Here is a 24,632-nt window from a genome sequence, read left to right on the forward strand (position 1 = left end):
GGGCTGTTTACAGCAAAAACTAATGAAACCCTTAACGGATCAGTGAAATTGTTGAATTTGCGGTTCGAAACGTAAAACTACATTTCCTTAAAAGGACTTAGAAAAGTAAGCCATGAAAGATTCCGAAGTCACACGACTATCCCGCCTGGTAGCCTTGCTAACACTACTGCAAACAAAGCGAACTGTGACTGCAACCGAGTTAGCGGACCGCTTTAAGGTAAGTACCCGCACGATCTACCGCGACATAAGAACCCTTGAAAGCGCAGGTGTGCCGATAGTTACACAGGAAGGAAAAGGATATTCGATGCTGGAAGGCTACCGCCTGGCTCCTGTTATGTTCACACGGGATGAAGCCTTATCGCTGCTTATTGCTGAAAAGCTTGCCAGTAGACTTACGGATAAGGCCACAGCTCAACTCACCGGCGCAGCAATGGACAAAATTCGTGCAGCTCTCAGGCAATCAGACCGCGACCACCTGGAAACAGTGGCCCCCTACATACAGGTTCTGGAACCTGCCAGTGTATCCAATCACTCCAACATCTACCAACAATTAGTTACCGCCGTTACAGCTAGACAGGTTGTGCGCATGGGCTATCAATCAGCCGACAGCTTCGTGCAAACTGTGCGCGAAATCGAACCTATTGGTTTGTACCTTAGCCAGCACTGGCATGTAGTGGCCTATTGTCGCCTGCGGCAGGCTTTTCGAAATTTCCGACTGGATCGTATCAGTAGGCTGGTAATTTCCCAGGAAATGTTTGAGGCACGGACAGAAACCTTACAGCAATATTGGATCGACGAAGCAAAAAGGAGGGATAAGGAAAAAGTGGTGATACACTTTAACCCCTTGATAGCATTGCCTGCCCAGGTGCAATTCCTTCATGACACCAGGCGCCAATATGGATTCACGCACGAGGAAGTACTGTCCGACGGAAACCTTTCGATGGTATTTCTGGTAGGCTCACTCCCTTATCTTGCGTCCTGGTTGTTACCGTTTGCTGGTGCTATATCAGTTGTAGAGCCTGCTCAACTACGGGTTTGCTTATCCAAACTAGCGCAATTGGCCTATGATTCCTTTTCCATCCGCTAAAAGACTGTTTATAATTTCTCCGAATAAGACAAAAACCTACATTACCAGAAATAAACCGCAGAAAACACCTGACTTCGCGGTAACTCCTAAAGCAGTCCGATTTTGACGCACGGTGGCATTGCAATGCAAATTGTAAGGCAGGTGATTCAAGTGGGATATGGTAAATATTGACAACTGACCGATAAATATCTAAACGCCAATGATGCCACAGGAACAGGTGCTATTGAGCGGCTCACCTAAATGGCCTGCTGAAGCGTATTGCCACCGATGAAGGACAGCTTGTAAAAGTGGACAGGGCCTGGAAGTGGCAGTATTACCTGAAAGATCACCTGGGTAATGTACGAGTAGTACTATTCTTGGTTGTGTCTTTCGATAGATTGTAGTGCCTAATTATTGGCTGGATTATATTTGCCTATATTTCTTCCAGATACATTTTGTTTCCATCTAAAAACACGGAGTATGACAACAGTAGAATTTTTAAAATCCTATGACCCAAAAGTTCAGGAAATATGCCTTCACCTCAGAGAAATTGCCCGGGAACTCCTGAATGATTCAGAAGAAATCCTTTTTGCAGGTTGGAAGAACTTTTCCTACGGCACAGCAGATAGCCGGGCCGACAAAGACTTGATTATTTATATAGCACCTTTCGAGGAGAGTATAAATCTTGGTTTTTATCGCGGGGCTAACCTACCTGACAAGAAGAAATTACTCAAAGGTACAGGTAAACTTCTGCGACACTTAAAGATAAAATCAATGGCGGATTATGATATAAGCGATATTGAGCAGCTTATATTTGAAGCAAAAACAAAACGACAAGGGACGAAGTAAAAGAAAAGCAGCTAAAAAAACAAGGCTCCCTTCTTACATTACGAGGTAAGGCTTTACCATTTATTTATTGATTCTTTTCAGCGATAATTGAAATATCTCTCGGGGATTATACTAGTTAATGCTTTTGGCTTTACCATCTCAACACACGATGACAGACCTATAAACTAAATTTTCGCATGATATTTTCTGTAGCGAAAATCCAATCGCTTTCTGACACATTACTTATTTTCCTGTAACTTTTTAAAAAACAAGGGCATAGTTGATTCATCCACCGCTTCCATTTCTACTAATTTCAGCGACTTGACCATGTGGATCGTGGTAGTTTTATACTTCTGGAAATGGGGAGTTTTCAGGTGTTGTTCATAAGCAGCTTTACTTGCATAAATTTCCAATATTCGAATCTGGGTTCTATTCTCTTTTTCATACATTGGGAAAATGGTAATTACGCCCGGTTCCAGTTTTACAGAGGCCGCTGCTTCAACTTCCAAGATTCCTATATATTCTTCAAGATAAGCAGGAAGTATCTCAATTTCTGCTATCCGCACCATCATTTTTGATTGTGCGGAAACTGTCTGGATACCTGTGAACATGAAAATCATCATGAACAGTGAACCAAAAGTCCAATGAGCTTTGCTAGTGCCTGCTACTATTTTTAATATATCTGTACTTACCATTATTTTTTATTATACGGTTAAAATTGTAACTAACTAATTAAATTACAATTCTTACTAGTATTGAAAGCAATAAATGAATGTCCGAATTGCTTTCAGCTGCTTACTGTTCACCGATCTGAACAAAGGTCCTGCCTTTAATTTGCCAAAATAGTATACAGATTACGGATAATACTACCAAGATTACTGATTTGAATTAACCTATCCGAAGCTGACAGATTAAAGTGTTAATTTTGAATACGTTAAAAATGACTGATATGGATAATTTACGACGGTTCGAGACAATACATGACTACAATGTCTTCAACAACAACGCTACACTCCATCCGCAGGTGAACATTGTTGATATGTCGAAGGCAAGCCCCCGACCAGCCTCTCCTATGTATTTTGGGTTTTATACAGTTTTTCTTAAAGAAGTAAATTGCGGGAATCTACGGTACGGCCGTCATACCTACGACTACCAGGAAGGAACGCTCGTATTTATTGGTCCCGGACAGGTGGTGAGTGTCGACAGTCCCGGAGAGACCTACCAGCCCAAAGGCGTGGCGCTGATCTTTCATCCCGACCTGATCCATGGTACAGTACTTGGACGGCATATGAAGAACTATTCGTTCTTTGGGTACCAATCCAACGAAGCACTTCATTTGTCTGAGCGAGAAAGAAAAATTGTACTGGATTGCTTCTCAAAAATCGAGTACGAACTCGAGCAGGGCGTCGACAAGCACAGCAAAAGGCTGATTATAGCAAACATAGAACTCTTTCTAAACTACTGCACCCGATTTTATGACCGGCAGTTCATTACCCGCGACACGGTGCATCTGGGTGTTCTGGAAAAGTTTGAGGCTCTCTTAAACGAGTTTTTCCAAACCGATAGGCCGCACACCGTGGGCCTGCCTTCGGTCGCCTGGTGCGCGGAACAACTGAATTTATCGGCCAATTACTTTGGCGACCTGGTAAAGAAGGAAACGGGGCAATCTGCCCAGGAGTACATTCAATCCAAGCTGATGGAGGTGGCCAAAGAGAAAATTTTTGACCGCAGCAAAACAATCAACCAAATTGCTTTTGAACTGGGTTTTAAATATCCCCAGCATTTCAGCCGCTTTTTTAAGGAAAGAATTGGTCAGTCTCCCAATGAATATAGACTCTTTCAGGACAATTGATCCATTCTCTACGGAAAAGCAAATTTGAAAGGTTACTTATCCGTTGAATTTTGTACATTCTGGTTACTTAAAATTCGCATACTTTTTCAATCTATTTACCATTTTACTCGATCTCATAAATATTTCTCTATGGCAAAATACACGCTGAAAATTAACGGAAAACCCCGCCAGATAGATGTAGATCCGGCCACTCCTATGCTGTGGGTGCTCCGTGACCATCTTGATATGCCGGGCACCAAGTATGGTTGTGGCATTGCCCAGTGCGGGGCCTGTACTGTACATCTTAACGGCACGGCGGTACGCTCCTGCCAACTGCCGGTGTCGGCAGTTGGCAACGAAGAGATCACTACCATTGAGGGACTTTCGGATAATGGAGACCATCCCGTCCAAAAAGCCTGGCTGGAACACGATGTGGCTCAGTGCGGCTACTGTCAGACGGGGCAGATCATGACAGCTGCTGCTCTACTTAAAATCAACCCCACTCCCACTGATGAAGACATTGAAGCTGGTATGAGTGGAAATATATGCCGATGCGGCACCTATTTACGCATCCGGGAAGCCGTAAAAACCGCTGCTAAGAATTAATCGGTGACCCAACCTTTAACCAATTTACCTGATCATGGAAAACCTTAAAACTAAATATAACAGGCGGTCATTTTTGAAATCTTCGGCCCTGGCGGGCGGTGGGCTGATGCTTTCGGCCAGTTGGTTTGCATCTGCAAAGGCAGCCGAAAAAATAGACGCTTTGAACCTGCCCGAACATTGGAATGAACTGACAGCCTATATCAAAATTACCCCCGATAATGTGGTCAAAATCCTTTGTCCCAATCCCGAATTTGGACAAAACGTCATGACTTCCCTGCCGATGATTATTGCCGAAGAACTGGACGTTGACTGGAAAAACGTGGTAGTAGAAATGGGGCCACACGATAACTTAAAATTAGGACCTCAATTTACGGGGGGGAGCAATTCCGTCAGAATGTACTGGAAACCCCTGCGGGAAGCAGGAGCTGCTGCCCGGCAAATGCTTCGTGAGGCAGCTGCTCAAACCTGGAGCCTGCCCCTCGGTGAAATTACTACCAAGGCGGGCGTACTCTACCATCCCGGCACGAAGATGTCAGGAAAATATGGTGATTTTGCCGAAAAAGCAGCCACTATGCCCGTCCCCAAGGACATCAAGCTTAAAGAAGCGCGTGATTTTAGTATCGTTCGCAAGTCAAAAAAAAATGTGGAGGGCCAAAAAATAGTTACCGGAAAACCACTTTTTGGCCTGGATTACCGGGCAGACGGAATGTTAATTGCCATGATTCAGCATCCACCTGCATTCGGTATGAAGCTAAAATCATTTGATGCGGCAGAAACTCTTAAAATGCCGGGAATCAAGGATGTTTTCAGCCTAAAACTCTATGAAGATGGCTTTGAACAGGGCGGCTTCGATACCCGCACGTTCAATGATTTACTGGTGACAGTTGGAAAAACTACCTGGGAAGTAATGAATGCCCGTAAAAAGCTACAAGTGCAATGGGAGCCAATTGGCGATACCAAAGAAACTATGGCTGGAAGGAGCGGAAAACAGGAGGTTGTAATTCCGGCCGGGCTGGAAAGCACCACTACCCAAATGGAAAAAATGCAGGAGTATGCCCAAAAACCTGCGCAGCAGCTACGGAAGGACGGAGACCCTGAAGCGGCCTTCAGGAACGCTGCGGTGGTTATTGAACGTACGTATACCGCACCTTTCCTGGCCCATAACTGCATGGAACCGATGAATTTCTTTGCCGATGTCACCCCGGAAAGAGCAGTAGTGGCAGGTCCCCTGCAGGCACCGGGCTGGGCGGAGCCGACGCTTTCAAAACTGTTGAACTTGCCGCCCGAAAAAATTGAAATCCAAATGACCCGGATGGGTGGAGGATTTGGCCGCAGAGCGTATCCTCAGTTTATGTACGAAGCAGCGCTCATTTCTCAAAAAATGAAGTCACCCATTAAACTGATCTATTCGCGTGAGGATGATATGACCTACGGTATCTATCGCCCGATGTACACGGCGACCTACCGCGCGGCGCTGGACGCCAACAAGAATCTAATTGGCTTTCATGTAAATGGAGGTGGTATACCGGAAAACCCCGTTCATGCCAACCGCTTTCCGGCGGGGGCAGTAGATAATTACCTGGCCGAAGGCTGGCAGATCCCTTCCAATATTACTATTGGGGCGTTTCGGGCACCACGCTCTAACTTCAACGCCGCCGCCGAACAATCCTTTCTGGACGAAGTAGCCGAAGCTATGGGTAAAGATCCGATTGAGATGCGGCTGGAATTGCTGGAAAGAGCAGCTAAAAATCCGGTCGGTAAAAATAACGATTACGATGCCGCCCGATATGCAGGGGTATTGAAACTGGTTCGCGACAAATCGGGCTGGAACGGAGGTAAAGACGGCAAGTATAGCCGGGGAGTGGCCGCGTATTTCTGCCATAATTCGTACGCTGCTCATGTGGTAGACATGGTAACCCGTAACGGCGAGCCATACGTGGAGCGTGTGTTCAGTGCCGTAGATTGTGGGGTGGTAGTAAATCCTGATGCTGCAGTAAATATGGTACAGGGTGCAGTTGTAGATGGAATCGGTAACGCCTTCTACGGAGGACTGGTCCACAAGGACGGAGCGGTGCAGCAGACCAACTTTGATAAATACCGTCTCATCCGGAATCAAGAGGCTCCCAAAAGCATTGAGGTACATTTTGTGCAAAACGACCTTGACCCGACTGGTCTGGGAGAACCCCCTTTCCCACCGGTGTTTGGCGCGGTAGCCAACGCATTGTATAAGACTACTGGTAAACGACACTATCAGCAGCCATTTAAATCGGAATCGGCAAGTTCCTGAATAAGATTGCTGCTATAAGAAACCGGGATTCCAAATATGAAATCCCGGTTTCTTTGTAAAAGAGTATTCCCAGGTTTTAGTGTTACCTTATAATACCGCTTCACATTTTTGATGTTAAATATTTAGGACCCAAACACTGTTTTCACGCACCTTACAGTGGAACTTTTGTTTCATGTTTTTAAATTTATCGATGGCCATCTAGATTTCATTCTAATTCAAAAGTAATGTTTACATTTTTGCTACCAACCAATGCCGCAAGCCCGGTGGGATCGCTGACGCGTCCAAGCCTGGTATAGCTATATGAGGTAGGAATAGTTTTATAGAAGAGTACCAGGGTGTTGGAGCCATACAACATTAGATCGCCGTTCTGAATCGTTTTGGGATTAGCGGCGTTGGTCGGCAAGCTGCTGGACAATTCAAAAAATTTCTCATTCCCATTCAATTCCTTCATAGTCAGAGTTAGAGGCAAAAGCGCTTTAAAAGCACTGGAGGTGGGATTGTCTTCAAGGGTAGCCGTAAAGGTGCTGGTTCCAATTTTTATCTTCATTTTATTTCCTTTGGGATTAAGACTCATGTTTCCCACCAATTTTCCCGTGTCAGAATCACTAAGTCCCCTGGCAGTTTTGTCACAGGAAGCAAAACCAGTACCGAAGATCAAAAGGAAAAAAATAACGGTCAGGGAATGTTTCATGGCGTTTGTGGTTGATTATAGCCTGTGCTTTAATTCGTTTTGTTGTATTCTTCGTCCGTCACTTTCTGCAGCCAGGTAACAATACCTTTTTCCGTTTTGGGCAGGATGTACATTTGTTGCATACCAATTTCTGGGCTTGCGCCATGCCAGTGTTCAACATTGGGTGGGCATTTCACAATATCTCCTTTTCTGATTGTTTGTCTAGGCTCCCCTTTTATTTGATGGAATCCAACACCGTCAGTAATAATCAGTATCTGACCAGATGGATGGATATGCCAATTGCTTCTGGCCCCCGGTTCAAAATATACGTTTCCTATGACCGTGTTGTAGGTACTATCATTTGCAACCAGCGGAGAATTCCATGCATTGCCGGTAAAATTTTCAGCAGGACCTTTTTCTCCTTTCGGAAAAATGGAGTTGGTCTCAACTGTAGCGGATTGAGTAGGTATCTTTGACCTACAACCCAGGCTGAATAAAGTTACCAGTAATAAAACGGATATTAATAAATTATTCATCCGACGATGTTTAAGGTAAATACTATTTTCCATTGGCAGAGCCCAGTGCGGCGGCCTTTTCTTTTTGAGCCGGTTTACCTGCTGTCAGGTGTTCTTCGAAAAAGACTGTTAGTTTATCAAACGGAATTATGTCCGTTTGGTCGTATAAATCAACGTGACTGGCGTTGGGAATAATCACCAGTTCTTTGGGCCCGGCAGCAGCTTTGTAGGCATCTTCGCTAAAATAGCGGGAATGGGCCTTTTGGCCGGCAATCAGCAATACCGGTCGGGGTGAGATTTCATGTAGGTAGGTAAGCAGGGGCATATTCATAAAAGACAGCGCATTGGTAGCCGTCCAGGCACCATTTGAATTAATTGATCGACGATGAAAACCACGGGGCGTTTTGTAATAGTTGAAATAATCCACTACAAACTGGGGCTCGTTACCGCTCAACTTTTCCGGTAGATTATTGGTAGCGGGCGCAGGTTCGCCCTTTCCGGCATCGGCCCAGCGTTGTTGGCTCAGTATTTCCAGCGTCGAAGTGCGTTGTTCCGAAGTCATGTTGTCAAAATACCCTTTTGCCATCACCCGAGACATATCATACATACTGGTTGTGGCAACAGCCTTCACACGTTTGTCCACGGCGACAGCATTTAGCGCCATCCCTGCAAAACCACAAATACCAATGATGCCGATCCGACTCCTGTCAACAATTGAATGCAAACCCAGATAATCCACGGCGGCACTAAAATCCTCCGTATTGATATCCGGCGAGGCTACATTCCGAGGCTCTCCTCCACTCTCACCGGTATATGACGGGTCGAAGGCAAGCGTTACAAAGCCACGTTCAGCCAGGGTTTGGGCATACAGTCCGGAAGATTGTTCTTTCACTGCCCCGTATGGACCGCTAACAGCCAATGCCGCTAAAGTTTCACTACCACGATTTTTTGGAAGGTATAGATCTGCCGCAATCGTTATGCCATACCGATTTTTAAATGTTACCGCCTGACGGATCACTTTATCACTCATTGGAAATGTATAGTGGTCGTTGCCACCTGCAGTTATCCTTGTATTTTGTGATGCTGCATTTTGATTTATTTGTGCCTTAACCTGTCCCACAATCATGAGCGAGGTCAGGGCTAATATACTTATTCTTTTCATGGTTTTTACCTCTTTATTTTACCTGACTAAGGAGCTGAAAAGTAAATGATTATTCTATTGCTTTTATAAAACGGGCAGGTACCCCACCTACTATGGTGTTGGCCGGCACATCCTTAGACACCACAGCTCCGGCGGCTATAATGGCGTTTTCGCCAACAGTCACACCGGGAAGAATGGTAGCACCCGCTCCAATCCAGGCGTTGCGCCTGATGAGGATCGGCTTACAGACCAGGCTTCGGCGGTTTGCCGGGTTATTGGGGTGATTTTCGGTTATGAGATTAACCTTCGGACCTAACAATACGTGGTCTTCAATAAGAATTCCTCCCAGATCCAGGAAGGAACATGCATGGTTAATAAATACATGCTTACCAATGCTAATAAACCGGCCAAAATTGGTGTAGAAGGGTGGGAATACTGTAGTGCTCTGATCTAGAGGCGTTCCAATGATGTCACTGAGTCGCTTCCGTACCTGATCTACATCGGTGGAGGTATTTAGGTCGACGGACAACCGAATGGTACGTAAAACGAATTCGTGTATTTTATGATACTGGGGATCGTCCTGGGCGATAAGTTCACCGGCTTTCACTCTATCAAAAATATCTTTTTCTTTACTGGGTGAATGACCTTGCTGTTGCAATTGATTCATAAATTATTTCTTTTGTTAACCAATGCAAAGGTACCCAGGACAAGTTACATGTTGATAATGGTTATCAAACCAAAAACTAAGGATTTCAAACCTCCCCAATTCGATAGGTCTTTGGATTAGTACCCGTCATTCGCTTGAAATAGTTATTAAAATACGATGGATACTCGAAGCCAAGAGCATAGGCGATATCGGCAATGTTCCAGTCGGTATGTTGCAAAAGAGCCTTGGCTTCACGGATGATTCGTTCACTAATGTGGGAAGTGGTGGACTTGCCGGTCACCTCTTTAACCGCCCGGTTAAGGGAATTGACATGTACGGCAAGAGTACTGGCATAATCCTGGGCAGTTTTTAATTGCAAGGGTCTGTCAATGCTTTCTATGGGGAACTGTCTTTCCAAAAGTTCCAGGAACACCGACGTCAAACGGGAGGCGGCATTCAGATGCTGAACATAATTTTCGGAAGGCCGCAGTTTGAGCGCTTCGTGAATTATCAGGTTGATGTAGTTTCGGATTAGGTCATCTTTGTAGGTATAATCAGTCTTCTGCTCATCTATCATCCTGAGGAATAAGGCATTTAAAAACTCCCGCTCTTGCTCCGTAATTTTGAGTACCGGTGTACCTCCAATCTTAAACAGGGGTGATTTCTGCAGGCTCTCGGGACGGTCGGAAGCTTTGAAAAACGCCTCTGAAAAAAGACAGGTGTAGCCTACATAGCTGGTAGAGATAGTCTCCCAGGAATAAGGAATATGAGGATTTCCAAAGAACAAAACAGTGCCCTCAGTCTCAAAACTGCGGTCGGCATAATGAATAATGCTCCTGCCCGTAGTTAGACAAATTTTATAAAAATCCTTTCTACTATAAGTACGGGTGGCTTTACCATCACTCTCAATCTGAAATACATTGAAGCCTTTCATTTTGAGCTCATTATTGAACTCTGAAATCGAACGTTCCTTATTGTCTTGCATCCCGCAAAGTTATGAAAAGCAAACTATGACAACAACAGAATGTTATTCATCAATTTCCTAAAGTAATAGTTTGAATGCATTAAAATCAGAAGAAAATGCGACTTTCAGAACATGTATTTGCCAATTTAAGGTACCAGATTTTCGTTCCAATCTTATACGTGATTTTTAATGCATTGCATCCCTTGAAGCCGACAATCCATTAGCCATCTTACCGTTCATTAGCTTTGGCAATAATCCTTTCAGCGGCCCGGATATCGTAACTACCATCAACTTTTTCGCCCACAATAACCTCTTTGACAGCAGGATATGCCTTTCGGGCTTCGTCCCCAAACTCGTCCAGAATATTCAATGCCTGAACCCGAGCCATTTGATTTCCCTTTTTCAGAGCCTCAATCAACACATCAACCGCGTTCTCCTTTTCTCCCAGCCTGCCCAAAGCCTCAGCCGCCGCAATGCGTACACTGATTTCGGGATCAGCGAGCAAATTCACCAAACTACTTTTCAGACTTTTGGCCCGATCACCCAAAATGGTACATCCGGTAACGGCCCAATACCGTATGATCGGGTCAACATCGGACATTCTTTCCCTCAATACTTTTATATTCTTAACATCTCCTGTGGATGCGAGTTCAGCCATTTCGACAACCTTTTTTACATTGTACTTTCCACTTTTGGCGTAGGCAAACAGCGGCATGGTCTGCGCAATTTCCTCTACTCGGGCCTCCGGAATAAAACCTACATCGTTGCTTTCAATGAGGTAGTCATGATTCGCCTGCCTCATCCTTTTCAAAACAGCGGCATACTCTGGATTTTGGGCAAGATTATTAATATTGTGCGGGTCGGCATCCACGTCAAAAAGCTCTTCGACTGGTTTGGTTTCCCAGAACTTTTTCTGCACTGCGTTTAGAGTTCCGGCTTTATATGCCGCTTCCCAGGAACCCATAGACGGCGCTTTCCAAAGATATTCGAGGTATTGACCATAAATCTTGTGCGGCATGTAGTTACGGATATAGCGGTATTTTTTGTCTCGAACGCTGCGCACCAGATCCGTCCGTTCGTCCATTCGTCCCCGGAAAGCGTGGGCATACGATCGTTCGGGTCCTTTTTGAGTGCCCAGAAAAGCGGTACCCTGCATATGCTTGGGAATGGGCACGCCGGCAAGGCTCAAAAGAGTGGGTGCAAAATCCACAAAGGTTACAATTTGATCCGTAGTACTGCCGGCAAGGCCCGGCGCCAAATGAGCATATCTTTTTGGAAAATGGACTACCATCGGAATGTGCAGACCCGATTCGTACATGAAGCGCTTGCTACGGCCCAACACGCCCCCATGATCACTAAAATAGAAGACAATGGTATTTTCTGCTTCGCCGGATTTTTCAAGCTCATCCAGTACTTTTCCTACGAAGGTATCCATATCCTCAACCTTGTCATAGTATTGAGCCCAGTCGTGACGCATTTCGGGAGTATCCGGATGATAGGGCGGCAGAGGTACCTGCGCGGGATTATGACGCAACTTTTCATTGGGTATAGAATTGTGAATGGAGCTTTCGTGTGACAGGGTGGTATTGAAAATAGCGAAGAAAGGCTGACCTGACTTCCGGTTTTTGTAGCTAGCCGTATTGCTTGATTCGTGCCAAACAGTCGGTTGATCGGGCGTATTATAATCCTTCTTAACGTTATTGGTAACATAGTACCCGGCATCTTTGAGATACTGCGGATAAAACGTGACAAAGTCAGGCGTAGGATAAGTACTTCGCATATTTTCTGTTCCCAGGGAAGGAGGATACATTCCCGTAATCAGGGTATTGCGGGATGGAGCGCAGACGGGAGCAGTGGCGAACGCATTCAGGTAACGTACGCCCCTGGCAGCCAGTCGATCAATGTTTGGGGTAGTGGCAAATGTATCACCGTAACAACCCAGCAAAGGACTGTTGTCCTCACTCACGATCCAGAGAATATTCGGTCGATCGGCTACCGGTTGGACTGTCGATTGTGCAGTTGTAGCAGGGGAATAGAAACTTATGAACAAACTCAATACTACTACTGTCTTGAAGAAAAATCGCATCGGTTTTGGCTGTTTAGAATGGTCCTTTGTGATTGATAAATTCGGCTTTTTGGGCTTTGCCCGGCATTTCTCCCCGTTGATCCTTTTGAGGCAATGGTTTACCCGTTTCCCGGTGGTACCAGTCAGGCGTCAGATCATCAGGCAGGGTATCGCCGGTTTGCTGTTGCCACAGGGAAAGCTGTCTCCGAAGCCGTTCAACTTCTCTGGCATAGGTTGGGTTGTTAATCAGATTATGAGCCTGAATGGGATCTTTATGCACATCAAAAAACTCTTCTGTGGCTCTGGGAGTTTGAAAAATATCCTGCTGAATTGGTGTAAGCCTGCCCGTATTTCTGGCTGCCTTTAACGCCATTGCGGATGGACTTTGATTTGCATCAATGGGTCCTTCGTTTGTAAGCGCGGGTCGATGGTTTACTACGTACAAAAACTCGTCGGTTCGTATTGCCCGCTCGTAGGCTGAATAGTCATGCCAGTTATGCTCGGAGAATACGAAAAAGCGATGGGTAGTGGAAGGTTCCGTGAGAAGCGGAACAAAACTTACCCCCTGAAAGGTGGAGGTGGGTTTAATGCCGGCCAATTGAAGGAGCGTTGGCGCAATATCAATGCTACTTACCAGGCTCTGACTAACCGACCCTTGCTTGCGGATTCCCGCCGGCCATTTGATTAGAAAGGGCGTACGCATGCCCGTGTCATACACCCGGGTTTTACTTCCCGGAAACGGGCGCCCATTGTCGGCCATGAAGATAAGAATCGTATTTTCGGCAATTCCCTGTCGGGTTAGTTCAACCTGTAAATCTCCCAGATAATCGTCAATTCGTGAGATTTCGTCGTAGTAAGCTGCCAGGTCACGTCGGGTTTCGGGAGTATCCAACAGTTGTGGAGGTACAATTACGTCTGTATCGGGATCGTGTCGGGTACGGAAACCGTCGGTGGACCAGCTTCGGTGGGCATCAAAGGTAGAAAGCCAAAAAAAGAACGGTTTATCCTTTGGGCGTGATTTGAGCATATGTACCCATTGCTCCTGCCCTCCTTCGCCATTGATTTTACGGTCTGTTGATAGCGTATCGTAGGCACGCCTGGTATGTGGGCCCTCGTGCCACTTGCCCAGAAGGGCCGTGAAATATCCTTCTTTTCGCAACAATTCGGGGAAAAAATTAAGATGAGCGGGCAAAGATGTATGAAGCTCAGCGGCTCCGGTGTTGTGTGGATAGCGTCCGGTGAGAATGCTGGTGCGGCTGGGACTGCAAGAGCTGGCGGTAAGGTAAAAATTGGTAAACTTTATTCCTTCCCTGGCCATACGGTCAAGGTTAGGCGTTTTAATCTTTTTATTGCCATAGCAACCTATGTCCTCCGCCGAAATATCATCCCCCAGGATAAGTATGATGTTGGGTTGGCTGTAATCCTGACCCTGAACAGAAATATAAAAAACCAGCTGAAAAGCAAATGACAGAAACAGTAGACGGCGCATGCGGGCAAATGGTTGGTAAATACTTTTCATTCTGTTGAAATGAGCATAGATTCTCAAAAATCTACCTGAAAAAACAAGAATTATTCCTCCATTAAGCATCTTTCAAAAGCTATCATTGGTTTGGTTAGGATCAATGTGCTGATACAAAAAAGCGACAGCGCACGATCCTAACCAAAAAAAGAGTAGCAGCCATTGACCTTAATTATACTCGTTCTGCGTAAGATTTGGGTTTACGTCAATGGCATTCTGTGGAATAGGAAACCGGAGTTCCTTGTCAGTGATCACATACCCTTTTGCCTTTAAAACCTCAACTGCCCGACCCGTACGGACCAGATTGAGTTAGGCCGGATTGACGGCTACCTAGGAATACATCAATAAAACAAATGAATTAAATCAAGTACTCAGCCAAAATCACTTGGCAGGAAGCGGCGAATTATTACCAATAAATGGCTACGGCGTTATCGTCTCTTCCCAAAAAAGCCCGTTACATTACCATCACCGTAGCTTTAGAACTTGTAAGGTAATTTTTGACTTTCAATTTTGAACTCTCTAAATTACGTCAATGCTGAGGATACTTTTTTCATAAGCCTCTGCCCTCCGCAGCCATTTTACGGTAACGCTCACTTAACCTTTTGCGCCTGCCGGCGGATTTGTACCTTGGTCGAGCTGATCCGGGTTCTGCCATTGTCTGCATGCAGATTATGCTGATCTGGTGTTGGCAGGGATCGTAAAGACTTGCTTGCATCCTTCTTTATGTAGGACAGCCAACTGAGGGTCAAGGTTTTGTTCCCGGGTATACACCTGGCGGTACTCTAAGTTTATTTCTTTTGTGCACCCATTGGGTCAAGATGGGTGTAAGTAGTACAGTTAACATGCTTGATGCCGCTACCTGAGAAGTAGTGACGTCCAGATTTCCGAGTGTTGGATCGATCATTACAAGAGCGGCGGGAGTGGCTACTGCGTTTCCGGCCGTACTGGACGCAGCCGCTCCCGCAATTCCTGTTCCTCCTGAAAGACGATCGGCATAAATACACAAGGCTCCACCAAGAATGGTGGTTAATAACCCAAGCAGAATTCCGGCTAAACCAGCCGAAAAAAGGACTCCAATTGATAGAGAACAACCCAAACTAAATGCAAAAAATGGAATAAGAACCATCCCACCAATGGTTAGAAACTTCTCCATCTCAACATCAAGATTGCCCAGAATCATTCCGGCAACAATCGGAATGACCACCCCAAGCAGCGAGTGAAACGGTATGACCACCAGGCCAGAAGCACCCAGAGCTATCATGGTTAAGAAAGGCCCATCGTTCAGTGATAAAATTGCAATTGATCCTACATCAGTTTCGTCACCATACTCACCCGCTAATGCTGCATACAAACCACCATTGGTATTTGTCATTGCGGCAATTATGGCCAAAGAAGATAGGCCTAAAAAAGAATCATTACTAAAGTAGGCAACCAAAAGTCCCAAACAGGTTCCAGCCAAAAATTTTGCAAGAGTCACAGCAAGACCTTTCTTAACCACGGCTGCCGCAGCCCTGAATTTTATACCGGCACCCATGCAAAACAGAAAGGTGCCGATCAACGCCCCCGAACCATGCGCTATGGAAGTAACGAAACCACCAATTTCCAATGCAGTTGGAAAAAATGTATAAGTAAGAGCTCCCAAAAAAAGGGGTACAACCATCATCCCACCGGGGATTTTCTCAATCTTTTGTTTCAGCAGCATGCGCGTTTGAATTATTGAGTGCAAAACGGGCACATTGCTGAATCGCTTCAATCATACTTTCAGGTTGAGCTTCTCCTTTCCCGCCTTTGTCAAAAGCGACTCCATGATCCACCGACACCCGGATTATTGGCAATCCAAGCGTAATGTTGACCCCGGAAAGATTCTCCCACTTATCCAGCAATGCATTGTATGTGAATCCAAGTAGTTTGGTCGGAATATGCCCCTGATCGTGATACATACACACTACACAATCGTAGAGTCCTCCTTTCAATTTGGGAAAAATGGTGTCTGGGGGGTGGGGACCGTCTGCCAAAATCCCCATTTGGCGAGCGGCATCTATGGCAGGTATGATTTCCAGTATTTCTTCATCCCCAAACAAACCATTCTCTCCGGCGTGGGGATTGAGACCGGCCACGGCAATTCGTGGTTTATCAATTCCCATGGTTTTTAAGGCATGATCTGCTAAGGAAATAACACTTAGAATTCGTTCTTTTTTTGTTCGTTCGATTGCTTCACGCAGAGAAACATGCGTTGACACATGCACTACCCTGAAATCCTTTTCGGCCAGCATCATGGTGTAGTCCCGGGTGTTGGTCAGACTACCATAAATCTCGGTATGTCCTGCGTATGGATAACCTGCCAAATGTAGTGCTTCCTTGTGTATTGGGCCTGTAACTGTACCATCAATCAGATTTGCCGAGGCCAGTTCAATCACCTTTTTTACATAGGCAAATGAGGCCGCCCCACACATGGCTGACACCACATTAAATGCAAATGATGCCGGTTGTATAAAATTCATTTCAAGTACATCGAGAGTACCATGGCGATATATCCCTTCCTGTGGATGCTTTACGCGGTTTATTTTTAAGTCAACAGACAGGATTGCAGTCATCTGTTCAATTATGAAGGCATCGCATACGATCAGCGGTCGGCATATTTCATAAATCTCCGGCAGGGCCAGAGCCTTTACCGTTACTTCGGGTCCTATTCCGGCCGGGTCACCGGCGCTAATTCCAAGGAGAGGTCGTGGGTTTTTCATAGTTGTTGTTCCGAAAAGGTTAGTTTTAATGTGGCTGGCCAGGCGTAGCTTCCAGGTTTTACGATTACCCGAAGAAAGGGATAGTCTACTGGTTGTACGACCACTACCCCTTCGCTTAGCTCACCCGTAATTGTAAATTGGTGGATTGCCAAATGATGGAAAAGACATGAGGCTGTTGAACCACCGGTTATAAAGAGGTTTAAATTTTTAAAATAGTGTTTCTCAATTACCCTTTGAACAAATTCGGCAAGAAAATAAAGGGCCCTATAAGCTTGCCCTTCCTTAATATCGTCTGTTGGAGCAAGTCCCAGTAGCGCCGTATTGCGAATGTTAAGATCCAGATTGACCAGTTCAATTTGATCAAGGACAGTGGAATCAAACGTCAGCGAAGGTCCAAATGCCTGTATGAAGGTCACTGGAATATCCGGAAACATTTCCTCAAACGATTGGTGTACATAGGTGCTACCATTAATAAAAAGATTTTTTTTCTGAAATACTATTGTATCCATCAGGCTCGTTCGTGGAAAGCCTTCTGCCATTAAAAATGATTCAAAAAACTCGGCTCCTCCTGCCAGTAGTACTTCCTTTCCGGAAGAATGCAGGTAGTAATCAAGATCTTCACGGGTTCTTACGTCAGCAGTTAGTAGACCCGATAAATTTTCTGTTTGGGTGTGAGTGTAAAAATGCCGGTGTTGTTCGGTATGGCCAGGATGGTGTAAAAGGTCGTATACATGGGATGACTGACGGGGAAACTCAGGATCAAGGGCCAAAGCGGTCTGATGTAAAAAACGTCCGTCAATTTTTAGAAAACCATCCTGAATTGTACGATTACGAGATGGATTGGCAGGAAGTAGAATCACCCTTTTAAAACCAAAATGCTGCTTGATTGCCCGAAGCTCTGCTCGTATATGTCCCCTAAGCAAGGAGTCTACCTTTTTAAAAAGTCTGTAAGGTTTATTGCCGAGTTGATCAATTTTCTGGCATATTACCTGAATTTTCTGGTGGGCCTCCCACTCAGTTAGCGAACGAGTAGCTGAATCTATAACCAGAAGTTTGGGTACTTTTTTAACGGGTAAATTATTTACAAGTAAAGTATCCATTCCACAGGCATTCCCAATTCCTGCAATTTCGGCTGCGCCACTAAAATCATCAGCAATAACAATTATCATAGATGGTATAATAAAGTATTCAAAGACACTTGCCTAGGGACAAAGTGGATACATGAAATCCAATTCCCCTGGTTTTTCAGACCTGTTTCTAAATTAATACAATTGACGAACGGCCTGGCCAAATGCGCGTAGACTTGAATGCCGCATTTCGTCATACTCTCGGGAGGCCAGTAATCCACCCGCACCCGCCTCTATGGCCTTAAACACCGCTTGTTTTAGAATTTCAGGGTCGCTTAACTGTGGCATCATGCCTGCGGGTGAATGTCTTAGAACATCAATTCCGATTCCAGCAATCACCGGAATTTTTCCGTTTACAGCTTTGACACATCGACTGATTTCATCAAAAACATAAGACGGCCCCATGCTTTCGGTATCCAACCGATCCAACGCTACACGACTGGATTTGGAATATCCCATCCATGCATAAAACATATCCAGAACCTGCTCTTCGGTCATATCCCTGAAAATGCGTTTATTCCACTCTTCAATCACCCAATGGCGCAGTCGAGGGCCATAAACATCATGATAAACAATGGGTTTTATATAATCTGCCGATGCAGTCATCTCTGAATAATCTACGGCAGAACGGTAGAATATATCCCAACTGGAACGTTGATGATCAATATGCCTGACTACTTTTGCCTGGGCACGAACCCGCTTGACCCGGTTAAACATTTCCTGTTGAATTTCCTCATCAGCTCTAAACCACTGATAATTCCAGGACAGGATTTCGGGGTACCGTTGCATGAACTTAAAGACGTTAACAATCACGGTATCTGCACTATCATCTTTGCCAGCTTCAACCTTTTTTATGTATTCATACAGTAGCCGGTAGCCCTCGGTGGCCCGATCCGGATCAATCCCTTTCTGCTGGTTTCGCCTGCGGCAATGTTCACAAAAACAAGTAGGTACTTCCCCTTTAAAAACCAGGTTAGACAAGGGACCTGTTCGTTCGGCACCATACTGCAGACCGTCCAGTTCATAGGTTTCAAACATATCCTGCATGGTCGCATAAATCCATTGTCGATACTCAGGATGATTCCAGCAGGCACCTTTCCCTACTTTACCGTAAACTGTCACCGTCTTTACTTTATCATAGTTCTTTATACCATCTGAACCACGGCTGTCACCTGCTTCCAGCATCCGGGCGTATACCTGCATGTTACGCTGCCGTGCCGGTGCAGCAATATCTTTAAAAATATCCTGTTTAAAGAACTCCATGCCTTCCTGCGGTGGCGCATGGCGAAGGGTAGTATCCTTAAAGGCAGGTTCATGATGTCGTACCCATACATAGGGAAGTTTTCGATTGGCCAGATTCTTGGGTATTAAACCAAAATGATCACGTGCCAGTACCTGCATGGGTTTTTTGTCAATCCCATAGTAGGTGTGACTATATATCATTAAGGTATTGATGGCTGCATCTTTGTTCAAAAAATCAAGGGTACGTTCTATTCCTTCGTCGTATAAACTGTGGGCGGCCATTTGGATACCAACCATAGAATCAGCCGTAAACCGGGAGCCATTTTTTGCCGGGATAACCTCAGGAAATACAGGTATAGATAAACCTATCCCTGCGGATGAAAGGGCCATATTTTTCAGAAATTGTCGTCGCGGTAAACTCATGGTTGATTGCACATTTAAGTCTTACTATTCAATAAAATACGATTCCTGACCGCCTCCCCGTGAAGCGGGCAGGAATAAAAGAGTCTCAATTGTACCCTGGATTTTGCTTTAATTCTGCATCAGCATTAATCCGCAATTCGCGCGATGGAATTGGGTATAGATTGTTGTGTTCTTTAATAAATGGTGCAGCATAAGGATTATACTTAACGGTACGCTCATACACCTTTCCCAGCCGGGCCAGGGTTAGTCTTCGAGGTTCTTCCAGATAAAGTTCACGGATTCTTTCATCCAGAATATAATCAAGGGTAACATCTGATGGCTGAATTAGAGTCGCTTTTGCACGTGCCCGCACGGAATTAATATCTGCGGCGGCCTTCGAAAGATTTCCTGCACCAAGATATGCCTCAGCACGGAGCAGGTAGGTCTCGGCCAATCGGATGGCATATTGATCCGTGTATAATCGCCGGGCATCACCAACCATCCGGGGCCCCACACCATTTTCGAGCTCAGTAGGAAAGTGGTTATTCACCATGGTCATCTTCAGGAATACGGGGTAAAGCATCCGATTAGTATCATTTTCGATTGTAGCCGGATCTACAAATGCATAGAAACTGGCAGGGTTTCCTACATCAATTATTTGATTAAAAAAAGCAGAAGCCGGATTGTCTACGCGCCATTTTCTTAAAATATTAGCATCAGACGTCCGGATGTCCTGATCCTGATTTCCCTGCCATACCAGATGTGTCGCCAATGCACTCGGTCTGAACCATCCCTGTCCTCGCCCCCCATGGTAGGTTGATTCAAAAATAAAGGTTCTTACGCCAGCTTTTTCCCCTTTGGCTATAAACCGGTTATACTCCGGGCCAATGATTCGTTCGTAGCGATTGGCATCGTTACCGGTGGGCACTCCGTAGCCACCCGGGGTTTGGTATTCCACCTGATGTACCCATATAGATTCACGATTTCCGGAGCTTCTATTCTGATTGTTGAGTCGAAAAAGATCCCAGTATACATCTCCTGGTTCATCAATTCGGGACCCAAAACGCTCGGTCATCAGCGAATAGTTTCCCCCGCCAATTACGTGAGTAGCAGCTGCAATTGCCTTGGGAAAGTCTTTGCTAACAATGTACATTTCAGCAAGCATGTGGTAGGCTGCATCCTGCACGAGTCGGCCATCCTGAGTATTCTGATTTACATCCGGCAAATTGTCTTTGGCAAACTCAAAATCACTAATAATCTGTGCCCAAACTTCTTGCTTAGGAGTTCTGATGTAGTCGGTCCGTGGATCAATGCTATCATCGAGCAGCAAAGGAACATCCCCATATAAATGTACCAGGTTTCGGTAACTCCACGCACGGAAAAAGCGAGCCTCGGCCTCATAACGCTTTTTTTGATCTTCGCTCGTAAACGGTATACCATTCAATTTATTTAGAATGACATTGGCATCAAAGATGATACGATAGGCATTTTGCCAGCGGTTAACTGTAAAATTATCATCCGCTGTAAAGGCAGTATACGCACTAAGTACGTGAATTTTGGGAAATCGGGCATGATATCCCGCATCAGTTCCCATGTACATATCGAAATTCAACCCGTCGCTGCTCGCATCGCCAAAGTATCGCCTGGTTAAATCGTATAGACTGATGATCGAATTTTCTACATCCTGCGGCTTTACCAGTGCGTTTTCAATGGTTAAAAAATCAAGTGGAACTTCATTCAGAATTTCGTCTTCACGGCAGGAAAAAACCCATGGAAGGAGGAAAAATATCGAAAATAACGATACTAGCTTTTTCATAATTTTCAGGATTTATATGGTTTAGAAGGATAGGTTTAGGCCAAAATTTATACTTCGAATGACTGGACGACCATAAGAAATACCTAGCCCAGATTCAGGATCAAGTCCTTTCCAACGGGTCCAGGTGGCCAGGTTCCGACCACTGGCAAAAACGCTCGCCTGTTTCAGACCTGCTTTGGCCAATAGTTTTTCGGGAATGGTATAGGTGAGATTGACATCCTGCAAACGAACAAAACTTCGTGATTTGAATATGGAAGGGTTGGCGCTGGAATTATACCTTAGAGATGGATATTCGGCATCAGGATTACTGGGAGTCCAATAGTCCCAGATTACTGGACGATTACTTTCTATTTTTCCCAAACGGGCATCATTCCAGCCATCAAACTGCCAGGGAGAATTATTTCCTAAATAGCCATTTTTGCCCCCTTGAATAGAGTTGATAAAAAAGGAAAATTTAAAGCTCCTCAATTTTAATTCGTTCAGAATACCAAATTGGTAAGCCGGTTCTGCACGTCCTATTATGGTTCGGTCCAACGAATTTATTTCGCCATTACCATCCAGATCACGGATTCTTAAAAATCCAGGTTCAAAACCTGGTGGAATTTCATCTCCAATTTGATACAAACCGTCAATCTCATAGTTATAAATGGCTCCGGTGGATTGACCGATAAACAAACCCGCGTCACGCAGATCGTCCTCCCTACCGTCGCCATCCGAATCAGTGCCAAGTACAGATACAATCCGGTTTACATTACGAGCCAGGTTGAATTGTGTAGTCCATTGCAACTTGCTGTTTGGCAAATTATTAGACCGGATAATTGTTTCAAATCCATGATTATGTACCTGACCAATGTTTGCACTTACGCCGGTCAGACCGGTAATTGCGGGCAAAGGTTTTAGAAACAAAATATCGCGGGTATTGGAATTATAATAATCAATCGTACCCGAGATAATGCGATTAAAAAGCTCATAATCAACGCCAAGGTTCAACCCGGTTGTGGTTTCCCATTTCAGATCAGCAGCAGCAAAAGAGGTGAGATTTTGTCCAAGTCTGGTAGTGCCACCATCCCCGAACACATATCCATCCCGAACTGCCACCCTTGCGAGAGTTCCGTATCGTTCAAGGCCACGATTGCCACTTACGCCGTAGGAACCACGCACTTTCAGATAAGAAAGCGTAGAAGCAATCTCGCGCATAAACGGTTCCTCACTTATGGTCCAACCAAAAGCCATGGAAGGAAAAATGGCCGTTTTATTGTTTTTCCCAAATCCAGAAAAACCATCCCGCCGAATTGTTGCCGTGAGGATATACCGATTATGAAGTGCATAATTGATTCTTCCCATGCTGTATAGGCTATTCTCATCAAATGCGGAAGAGCTTATAAATTCCTGAGCAGCATTTTGCAGGCTGTGAATTCCGAGCGTCTGGATTGCATAGTTATTCCCCAGGGCCCTCGTACCCTCCCCATAGCGTTGCTCGTGACCGTAGAGAAGCGTCAGATTGAGCCGGTGTTTTTGTTGGAATGTTCGCTCGTAGCTAAGAATATGATCAAGGGTCCAGTCATGAAACAACGTGAAGTCTTTATAGGCCTGGCCGTTGTTGTTATTGGCTGTAAAGGAAAAGCGATTTTGCCGAAGGGTTCGGTAGGAATTGCCATAATTTAGCCGGTAAGACAGACCTTCCACACCCGGGATTTGCAAGCGCGCATAAATCAGAGAATTTATATGCAGGCGTTGATCCACGTCAATGTCGTTTTCAAGCAGCAGGGGATTGGTGGAAATTTGTCCATTTGGATTTCGGACCAAATTGCCCTGCTCATCAAAAGGCGCAGAGAATGGAGAAAAAGTGCTTCCACCAACCGTCGAAAACTCAATGCCAGCATGATCTGAAAATGTGGCAAAAGTGTTTGTCCCGATGGAGAGCCATTTACTTACCTCTGTATCCAGATTAATGCGGCCCGTGTACCGGCGGTAGGTATCTCCCTTAAATACTTCTTTCTGATCAAGGTAAGATCCTGAAATAAAATAACCTATCTTTTCATTTCGTCCCGAAATACTCAAATTCTGATTTTGCATAAACCCTTGTTGCATAATCAAATCGCGCCACTGTACGTTGGATCCCCGTTCAAATCCAGCATACTCCTGTGGTGTTAAAAAGTCTGTTGGGTCAAAGGCCGGATTTGGGATGGTAAAGGTCGGCCCCACTCCACTTTGTTGCCAGGAGTGATCCCGAATGACTTGCAAATAGCCGTCACCACCGTAATATTCCAGTGGATTCGCATCGGCTCGCAGGCTATATCTTGAAGAAAATTGAATAACGGGTTTTGAACTGCGGCTTCCAGTTTCAGTGGTAATAATAATTACGCCATTGGCTGCCTGAGAACCATAAATTGCCGTGGAGCTGGCATCTTTTAATACATCTACTGACATAATATCATCCGAATTAATGTCTTGAAGACTACCCCTGTAAATGATGCCATCCACAACCAGTAATGGGGCGCTATTTGCACTTGCCAGTCCGGTTTGACCACGTATAGCAAAAGATGGATTTTCTCCTGCTGTGGTTGTAGTACCTATATTGAGACCCGGAACGGTACCCTGTAAGGATTGTAAAATATTTGTATTTCCCTGATCCTTAAAACTTTTGATATTGGCCCGAACTACCGAACCAGTCAAATCCGTTTTTTTCAATTCACCATATCCAATGACCACCACTTCATCGAGTGAGGCTACATCCTCCTGCAAAATTAGATCCAGGCGGGTTCGATTCGCCAAAAGGATTTCCTGACTCTTGTAACCTATGAAACTAAAAATCAAAAGTTCATTTCCAGTTTCCACATCAATTCGGTACGTACCATCCGTATCTGTAAGCGTACCGATTGAAGTACCTTTGATAACGACACTTACTCCGGGCAGTGCTTCTCCTTTGGGATCCGTGACCCGGCCTGAAATTGGCTGAGCGATTGCCTGAGCAAAAGCAAATAATAACACGACCATCCCCAGGACGATCCTGGGGGCCACTTTTGAAAAGTACCACCTTGCACCGGATAGCGATGGCCTTTTATTCCTGTTGTATGCTACACTTTTTTTCATAAAACTATGGATTTAGGAAAACTATACTATTTAGATTTCAGCAGATAAGCGGCAAAACCCATATGAGAATTGA

General features: G+C 45.1%; 20 protein-coding genes. 5 read left to right on the forward strand and 15 right to left on the reverse strand.

What is annotated here, in order from left to right; all coding sequences use genetic code 11:
• Positions 1–112: 112 nt before the first annotated feature.
• Both EZE20_RS17370 and EZE20_RS17375 read left to right on the forward strand, forming a co-directional pair.
• Positions 113–1,087 carry a helix-turn-helix transcriptional regulator gene (locus tag EZE20_RS17370; protein ID WP_132120009.1) on the forward strand — a complete coding sequence of 325 codons (975 nt, stop codon included), beginning with the start codon at positions 113–115 and terminating at the stop codon, positions 1,085–1,087.
• Between the two features lie 459 nt (positions 1,088–1,546).
• On the forward strand, positions 1,547–1,915 hold the full coding sequence (locus EZE20_RS17375) for a DUF1801 domain-containing protein (protein ID WP_132120011.1): 369 nt from the start codon (positions 1,547–1,549) through the stop codon (positions 1,913–1,915).
• Positions 1,916–2,133: 218 nt separating this feature from the next.
• On the opposite strand, the gene EZE20_RS17380 is transcribed toward EZE20_RS17375, so the two are convergent.
• The gene (locus EZE20_RS17380) at positions 2,134–2,589 is read right to left on the reverse strand and encodes a putative quinol monooxygenase (protein WP_228713858.1); all 456 of its coding nucleotides are present in this window, start codon (positions 2,587–2,589) and stop codon (positions 2,134–2,136) included.
• Positions 2,590–2,843: 254 nt separating this feature from the next.
• On the opposite strand from EZE20_RS17380, the gene EZE20_RS17385 reads away from it, so the two are divergent.
• The 3 genes from EZE20_RS17385 (at position 2,844) to EZE20_RS17395 (ending at position 6,618) form a co-directional block, all read left to right on the forward strand.
• Positions 2,844–3,746 (forward strand): helix-turn-helix domain-containing protein, encoded by a 903-nt coding sequence (locus EZE20_RS17385; protein WP_132120013.1) that lies wholly within the window; start codon positions 2,844–2,846, stop codon positions 3,744–3,746.
• 129 nt (positions 3,747–3,875) lie between these two features.
• The gene (locus EZE20_RS17390) at positions 3,876–4,331 is read left to right on the forward strand and encodes a (2Fe-2S)-binding protein (RefSeq protein WP_132120015.1); all 456 of its coding nucleotides are present in this window, start codon (positions 3,876–3,878) and stop codon (positions 4,329–4,331) included.
• A 34-nt stretch (positions 4,332–4,365) separates the two neighbouring features.
• Positions 4,366–6,618 carry a xanthine dehydrogenase family protein molybdopterin-binding subunit gene (locus tag EZE20_RS17395; RefSeq protein ID WP_132120017.1) on the forward strand — a complete coding sequence of 751 codons (2,253 nt, stop codon included), beginning with the start codon at positions 4,366–4,368 and terminating at the stop codon, positions 6,616–6,618.
• 205 nt (positions 6,619–6,823) lie between these two features.
• On the opposite strand, the gene EZE20_RS17400 is transcribed toward EZE20_RS17395, so the two are convergent.
• The 14 genes from EZE20_RS17400 to EZE20_RS17465 all read right to left on the reverse strand — a co-directional run bounded on the left by EZE20_RS17400 (position 6,824) and on the right by EZE20_RS17465 (position 24,559).
• Positions 6,824–7,309 (reverse strand): cyclophilin-like fold protein, encoded by a 486-nt coding sequence (locus EZE20_RS17400; protein ID WP_132120019.1) that lies wholly within the window; start codon positions 7,307–7,309, stop codon positions 6,824–6,826.
• 29 nt (positions 7,310–7,338) lie between these two features.
• Positions 7,339–7,824 (reverse strand): (R)-mandelonitrile lyase, encoded by a 486-nt coding sequence (locus EZE20_RS17405; RefSeq protein WP_132120197.1) that lies wholly within the window; start codon positions 7,822–7,824, stop codon positions 7,339–7,341.
• Positions 7,825–7,846: 22 nt separating this feature from the next.
• Positions 7,847–8,965 carry an alpha/beta hydrolase gene (locus EZE20_RS17410; RefSeq protein WP_132120021.1) on the reverse strand — a complete coding sequence of 373 codons (1,119 nt, stop codon included), beginning with the start codon at positions 8,963–8,965 and terminating at the stop codon, positions 7,847–7,849.
• A 49-nt stretch (positions 8,966–9,014) separates the two neighbouring features.
• The gene (locus tag EZE20_RS17415; protein WP_228713860.1) at positions 9,015–9,602 is read right to left on the reverse strand and encodes a DapH/DapD/GlmU-related protein; all 588 of its coding nucleotides are present in this window, start codon (positions 9,600–9,602) and stop codon (positions 9,015–9,017) included.
• 94 nt (positions 9,603–9,696) lie between these two features.
• Positions 9,697–10,575 carry a helix-turn-helix domain-containing protein gene (locus tag EZE20_RS17420; RefSeq protein ID WP_132120025.1) on the reverse strand — a complete coding sequence of 293 codons (879 nt, stop codon included), beginning with the start codon at positions 10,573–10,575 and terminating at the stop codon, positions 9,697–9,699.
• Positions 10,576–10,783: 208 nt separating this feature from the next.
• Positions 10,784–12,640 (reverse strand): sulfatase-like hydrolase/transferase, encoded by a 1,857-nt coding sequence (locus EZE20_RS17425; protein WP_132120027.1) that lies wholly within the window; start codon positions 12,638–12,640, stop codon positions 10,784–10,786.
• Positions 12,641–12,653: 13 nt separating this feature from the next.
• Complete coding sequence (locus tag EZE20_RS17430; protein ID WP_132120029.1) at positions 12,654–14,108, reverse strand: sulfatase family protein; 1,455 nt, start codon at positions 14,106–14,108, stop codon at positions 12,654–12,656.
• Between the two features lie 198 nt (positions 14,109–14,306).
• Positions 14,307–14,393: a RagB/SusD family nutrient uptake outer membrane protein gene (locus tag EZE20_RS24660; RefSeq protein ID WP_394345657.1), complete on the reverse strand. Its 87-nt coding sequence runs from the start codon at positions 14,391–14,393 to the stop codon at positions 14,307–14,309.
• Between the two features lie 490 nt (positions 14,394–14,883).
• A complete protein-coding gene (locus EZE20_RS17440; protein ID WP_132120031.1) occupies positions 14,884–15,840 on the reverse strand; it encodes a 2-keto-3-deoxygluconate permease in 957 nt (318 codons plus the stop codon).
• Positions 15,818–16,879, reverse strand: coding sequence for a 4-hydroxythreonine-4-phosphate dehydrogenase PdxA (pdxA, locus tag EZE20_RS17445; protein WP_132120032.1), 1,062 nt, complete (start codon positions 16,877–16,879; stop codon positions 15,818–15,820). Before pdxA ends, EZE20_RS17440 begins: the two co-directional genes overlap by 23 nt.
• On the reverse strand, positions 16,876–18,048 hold the full coding sequence (locus tag EZE20_RS17450; protein WP_132120033.1) for a four-carbon acid sugar kinase family protein: 1,173 nt from the start codon (positions 18,046–18,048) through the stop codon (positions 16,876–16,878). Before EZE20_RS17450 ends, pdxA begins: the two co-directional genes overlap by 4 nt.
• A 93-nt stretch (positions 18,049–18,141) precedes the next feature.
• Positions 18,142–19,671 carry a hypothetical protein gene (locus EZE20_RS17455; RefSeq protein ID WP_132120034.1) on the reverse strand — a complete coding sequence of 510 codons (1,530 nt, stop codon included), beginning with the start codon at positions 19,669–19,671 and terminating at the stop codon, positions 18,142–18,144.
• A gap of 85 nt (positions 19,672–19,756) precedes the next feature.
• Complete coding sequence (locus EZE20_RS17460) at positions 19,757–21,466, reverse strand: RagB/SusD family nutrient uptake outer membrane protein (RefSeq protein ID WP_132120035.1); 1,710 nt, start codon at positions 21,464–21,466, stop codon at positions 19,757–19,759.
• A gap of 21 nt (positions 21,467–21,487) precedes the next feature.
• Positions 21,488–24,559, reverse strand: a complete 3,072-nt coding sequence (locus EZE20_RS17465) for a SusC/RagA family TonB-linked outer membrane protein (RefSeq protein WP_132120036.1) — start codon at positions 24,557–24,559, stop codon at positions 21,488–21,490.
• Positions 24,560–24,632: the final 73 nt, after the last annotated feature.

Origin of the sequence: Arundinibacter roseus (assembly GCF_004348825.1) — a bacterium.
Taxonomy (GTDB): domain Bacteria; phylum Bacteroidota; class Bacteroidia; order Cytophagales; family Spirosomataceae; genus Arundinibacter; species Arundinibacter roseus.